Below are 5,293 nucleotides of genomic sequence, written 5' to 3'. Positions count from 1 at the left end.
GGCGCCGCGGGGCCCCCGCCGCGCCCGCGGCCCCCGGGCCGGCCCCCCGCGCCGCGGCGCCGGGGGGGGGGTCCCCCCCCCCCGCCCCCCCCCGCGCGCCGCGGGGGGGGGCGGCCCCCCCACCCCGGGCGGCCCGGGCGGGCGGGGGGGCCCCGCCGCCCCCCCCGCGGGGGGGGGGCGGGGGGGCCCCCCCCCACGGCGGGCTTTGACTAAATGCCGAACGGTGCGGCGTAGTGGACGGTTCCGCTGGGCAGCGGGTTGTCGGCATCGAGGGCGAGGGCCATCACGGCCTCGTCCGGGACGTCGATGCTGAGTCCGATGCCGTGCTCGGAAGCGCGGGTGAAGCCGAACCGCGGGTAGTACGTCGGGTGTCCGAGGACGGTGACGAAGTGCTCGCCCAGCTCCTTGGCGGCCTGCAGCGAGGCGCGGATCGCCGCGGAGCCGGCGCCGGTCTTCTGGTACTCGGGCCGGACGGCGACGGGGCCCAGGCACAGGGCCGGGGTGGTGCCGATGTGGCAGCGGGTCAGCAGCGCGTGGCCGATGAGCTTGCCGTCGTGGTCGGTGGCGACGACGGACAGTCCGCCGATCCACGAGGGATCGGCGCGCAGTGCGTCGACCAGGTCGGCCTCCAACGGAGTGTCAAAGGCGGCGAGGCTGATGTCGCGAATGGTGGGAATGTCGGCGCTGGTCTCAGCGCGCGTGATCCAGTTGATGCTCACGGTGAACGGAGATCCGTTTCATGGTTGGTTCGTATCGGTGTTTGCCTCGCGAGCTCACGCTCCCAGCGAGGCGAATCCAGATGGAGGTCAGGCCACAGCCCGGGACGTGAGGGTGGTCCGGGCAGAGCACATGGCAGTGGCCTTGAGCGCGGTCATCAACCTCACCCCCCAACTTCCTCGATTCGGATCAGAAACGAACGCCGAACACCGTATCATCCGCCAAAAGGTCACGCGGCCAGACAGTCACAAACCCCTGACCGCCACCAACCCCAACAACGGCGCCCAGCCCCCTGGTACCGGCCCACCACGACCCACCTACTTGCGGCCGCGCTTCTCCCGCACCCGCACCGAGATGTGGATCGGCGTCCCCTCGAAGTCGAACTCCTCGCGCAGCCGCCGCTCGATGAAGCGGCGGTAGCCGGCCTCCAGGAAGCCCGAGGCGAACAGCACAAACCGCGGCGGCCGGGTGCCCGCCTGGGTGCCGAAGAGGATGCGCGGCTGCTTGCCGCCCCGGATCGGGTGCGGATGGGCGGCGACGAGCTCGCCGAGGAAGGCGTTGAGCCTGCCGGTCGGCACCCGGGTCTCCCAGCCCGCCAGAGCGGTCTCGATCGCCGGGACGAGCTTCTCCATGTGCCGCCCGGTGCGCGCCGAGACATTGACCCGCGGGGCCCAGCCGATCTGGCCGAGTTCCGTCTCGATCTCGCGCTCGAGGTAGTAGCGGCGCTCCTCGTCGAGCGTGTCCCACTTGTTGATGGCGAGCACCAGCGCCCGGCCAGCCTCGACGGCCATGGTGACGATCCGCTGGTCCTGCACGCTGATGGAGTCGGAGGCGTCGATGAGGACGACCGCGACCTCGGCCTTCTCCACGGCGGCGGCGGTGCGCAGCGAGGCGTAGTAGTCGGCGCCCTCCTGGAGGTGGACCCGGCGGCGGATGCCGGCGGTGTCCACGAACTTCCAGGTCCTGCCACCCAGTTCGATCAGCTCGTCGACCGGGTCACGGGTGGTGCCGGCCTGCTCGTTGACGACGACCCGCTCCTCCCCCGCCACCCGGTTCAGCAGGGACGACTTGCCCACGTTGGGGCGGCCGATCAGCGCGATGCGGCGCGGGCCGCCGACGGTGGTGCCAAAGGTCTGGGCGGGGGCCTCGGGCAGCGCCTCGAGGACCGCGTCCAGCATGTCGCCGGTGCCCCGGCCGTGCAGGGCGGAGACGGGGTGCGGCTCGCCCAGGCCCAGCGACCACAGGGCGGCGGCGTCCGCCTCGCCGGAGGGGCCGTCGACCTTGTTGGCGCACAGCACCACGGGCTTGCCCGCGCGGCGCAGCAGCTTGACGACGGCCTCGTCGGTGTCGGTGGCGCCCACGACGGCATCCACGACGAAGACCACCGCGTCGGCCGCCTCGATGGCGAACTCCGCCTGGGCGGCGACGGACGCGTCGATGCCGAGCACATCCTGCTCCCAGCCGCCGGTGTCGACGACCTTGAAGCGGCGCCCGGCCCATTCGGCCTCGTAGGTCACCCGGTCCCGGGTGACGCCCGGCCGGTCCTCGACCACCGCCTCGCGGCGGCCGATGATGCGGTTCACCAGCGTCGACTTGCCGACGTTGGGGCGGCCGACCACGGCCAGCACGGGCAGCGGACCGTGCCCGGCGGCGGCGAGCTCGTTCTCGACCTCCTCGGCCTCGAAGCCCTCCTGCGCCGCGAGCTCCATGAACTCCGCGTACTCGGCGTCGCCAAGCTCACCGTGCGCGTCGCCGGTGTGGATCTGGTCGTTCATGAAGTCCGTTCCTCGTTCGTCATCGGCACGCGCAGTGCGTGCTTCTTAAGTCTCGGTCAGCGGCCGGTCAGCCGCTTGGCGCCGGCCAGGTGTGCGGCCAGCCGCTCGCGGATGCGCACGGTCGCCTCGTCCAGCGCCTTGCGGGTGCGCCGCCCGCCGTCGGCCGCGGCCGCGAAGGGGTCGCCGAAGACCACGTCCACGCGGCCGCGCAGGGGCGGCAGCGCCGGAATGACGCGGCTCTTGCGCAGCGCGCTGCCCAGCACCGCCACCGGCACGATCGGTGCGCCCGACCGGACGGCGAAGTAGGCGAGGCCCGCCCGCAGTGCGGCGAAGTCGCCCTCGCCCCGGGTGCCCTCGGGGAAGATCCCCAGCACCCCGCCCCGTTCCAGGACCTGCAGGGCTCCGGTGATCGCGGTGCGGTCGGTGCCCGTACGGTCCACCTTCAGCTGGCCGATCCCGCGCAGGAACGGGTCCAGCGGGCCGATGAAGGCTTCCTTCTTGATCAGGAAGTGCACCGGCCGGGGTGCGGTGCCCATCAGCATCGGACCGTCGATGTTGTGGGAGTGGTTGACGGCCAGGATGCAGGGCCCCATGGCGGGCACCCGCCAGGCACCCAGCACACGCGGCTTCCACAGCCCGTACATCAGGCCGATGCCGATCCGCCGCCCGACGGCGGCACCGGACGCGGAAGCGGTCACGCCGACCGCTTTCCGCGTTTGCGGTCACGTTCCGCCTCGACCAGGGTGACCACGCACTCGATGACCTGCTCGAGGGTCAGCTCGGTGGTGTCCACCTCGACCGCGTCGGCCGCCTTGGCGAGCGGTGAGGTCTTGCGGCCGGAGTCGGCGGCATCCCGCTTGACCAGGGCGGCCTGGGTGGCGGCCAGGTCGGCCGCCGCCTTGCCCTTCAGCTCGCCGTTGCGGCGGGCGGCCCGGGCCTCGGGCGAGGCGGTCAGGAAGATCTTGACGTCGGCGTCCGGGAGCACGGTGGTGCCGATGTCCCGGCCCTCGACCACAATGCCACCGGTCGCCTCGGCCGCGATGGCGCGCTGAAGCCCGGTCAGCCGGGTGCGCACCTCGGGCACGGCGCTCACCGCGCTCACCGCGGAGGTGACCGCACCGGTGCGGATGGGGCCCGAGGCGTCCACGCCGTCGACGGTGATGGCGGGCGCGGACGGATCGGTGCCGGAGACGATCTCCGGCTTGCCGGCCGCCGACGCCACCGCCTCGGCGTCGTTCACATCGACGCCATGGGCCAGCATCCACCAGGTGATCGCCCGGTACTGCGCACCGGTGTCCAGGTAGCGCAGGCCGAGCTTGGCGGCCACGGCCTTGGAGGTGCTGGACTTGCCCGTGCCGGAGGGGCCGTCGATGCCGACGATCACTGCTGCCGGCGCGGTCCGGGCGGCGGTTTCCACGGTGTTGGACACCTTCCTTGTGCACAGGGCGGAAAAGAACTGGGCCGAATGGGGCCCACCCAAGGTTACTGGCTCGCCGGACCGCCCGGGCCCGCGGCTACTGCCGGACCGACCAGCCGCGTTCGCGCAGCGTCGCGGTCAGCCCCGGCACGGCGGCCGGTTCGACCAGCAGGTGGATCAGACCGGCCTGCTGGCCGGTGGCGTGCTCGATCCGGACGTCCTCGATGTTCACGCCCGCCCGCCCGGCGTCCGCGAAGATCCTGGCCAGCTCGCCCGGCTGGTCGCCGATGAGGACGGTCACCGACTCGTACACGGCGGGCGCAGCACCGTGCTTGCCGGGGACCCGGGCGCGGCCCGCGTTGCCGCGGCGCAGCACATCCTCGAGGCCGGCCACGCCGGACTTCTCGCCCTCGCCGGATTCCAGCGCGCGCAGGGCCCGTACGGTCTCGTCGAGATCGGCGGCGAGGGCGGCGAGGACATCCGCGACGGGCCCGGGGTTGGCGGACAGGATGTCCAGCCACATCCGCGGATCGGAGGCCGCGATCCGGGTCACATCGAGGATGCCCTGGCCGCACAGCCGGACGGCGGTCTCGTCCGCGTCCCGTAGGCGGGCGGCGACCATGCTGGAGATCAGCTGGGGGGTGTGCGAGACCAGGGCGACGGCCCGGTCGTGGGCGTCGGCGTCCATGACGACCGGCACCGCGGAGCACAGGGCGACGAGCTCCAGCGCCAGGTTGAGGACCTCGGTGTCGGTGTCCCGGGTGGGGGTCAACACCCAGGGCCGGCCCTCGAAGAGATCCGCGGTGGCCGCCAGCGGCCCGGAGCGCTCGCGCCCGGCCATCGGGTGGCTGCCCAGGTAGGCGGTGAGGTCGCAGCCGAGTGCCTCGAGTTCGCGGCGCGGGCCGCCCTTGACACTGGCCACGTCGAGGTAGGCGCGGGCCAGCCCGTTGCCCATGGCCTCGGCGAGCGTGCCCACCACCTGCGCGGGCGGTACGGCGACGATGGCGAGATCCACCGGCCCGTCGGGCTCGTGGTCGGTGCCGGCGCCGAGGGCGGCGGCGGTATGGGCCTGGGCGGGATCGTGGTCCTTGAGGTGGACCTGGACGCCGCGGCCCGCGAGGGCGAGCGCGGCGGAGGTGCCGATCAGTCCGGTGCCGATGACGAGGGCGGTTCTCACAGGGCTGGTCCTTGCTGGGGGCGGCCCGGGGATGTCCGGCCGGGCCGGGGACGGGCACGGGCGATCTCGCGCTTCCCACCCTAGGGGGTGTCCGATGGGTCGGTGCGGGCCCTGCGGTGTCTGGTGCGGTGCCTCGCAAGGCGGAGCATCATCCGCGTACTGGGCGTACTCGGGTGATGCGACAACGCGGCGAGGCGCCGTGCCTGG

The 5,293-nt window shown here is 73.3% G+C and carries 5 protein-coding genes; all 5 read right to left on the bottom strand.

Translation table 11 applies throughout. From position 1 onward, the window contains the following. Positions 1–209: 209 nt before the first annotated feature. Complete coding sequence (locus ABCR83_RS32050; protein ID WP_462698777.1) at positions 210–719, bottom strand: GNAT family N-acetyltransferase; 510 nt, start codon at positions 717–719, stop codon at positions 210–212. A 315-nt stretch (positions 720–1,034) separates the two neighbouring features. Continuing rightward, positions 1,035–2,492 carry a ribosome biogenesis GTPase Der gene (gene der, locus ABCR83_RS32045; protein WP_462698776.1) on the bottom strand — a complete coding sequence of 486 codons (1,458 nt, stop codon included), beginning with the start codon at positions 2,490–2,492 and terminating at the stop codon, positions 1,035–1,037. Positions 2,493–2,548: 56 nt separating this feature from the next. Next, positions 2,549–3,136, bottom strand: coding sequence for a lysophospholipid acyltransferase family protein (locus ABCR83_RS32040; protein ID WP_462698779.1), 588 nt, complete (start codon positions 3,134–3,136; stop codon positions 2,549–2,551). Positions 3,137–3,186: 50 nt separating this feature from the next. Next, positions 3,187–3,921: a (d)CMP kinase gene (gene cmk, locus ABCR83_RS32035; protein WP_462698775.1), complete on the bottom strand. Its 735-nt coding sequence runs from the start codon at positions 3,919–3,921 to the stop codon at positions 3,187–3,189. A gap of 85 nt (positions 3,922–4,006) precedes the next feature. Next, positions 4,007–5,086, bottom strand: coding sequence for a prephenate dehydrogenase (locus tag ABCR83_RS32030; protein ID WP_462698774.1), 1,080 nt, complete (start codon positions 5,084–5,086; stop codon positions 4,007–4,009). Positions 5,087–5,293: the final 207 nt, after the last annotated feature.

The organism is Streptomyces xingningensis, from assembly GCF_054957865.1.
Note: the sequence above shows the minus strand (reverse complement) of the source record. Positions and strands in the feature narration are given on the sequence as shown.

Bases quoted from the DNA above. Each gene is read 5' to 3' on its own strand.
- der (WP_462698776.1), bottom strand. From the start codon at position 2,492: ATGAACGACCAGATCCACACCGGCGACGCGCACGGTGAGCTTGGCGAC.
- ABCR83_RS32040 (WP_462698779.1), bottom strand. From the start codon at position 3,136: ATGTACGGGCTGTGGAAGCCGCGTGTGCTGGGTGCCTGGCGGGTGCCC.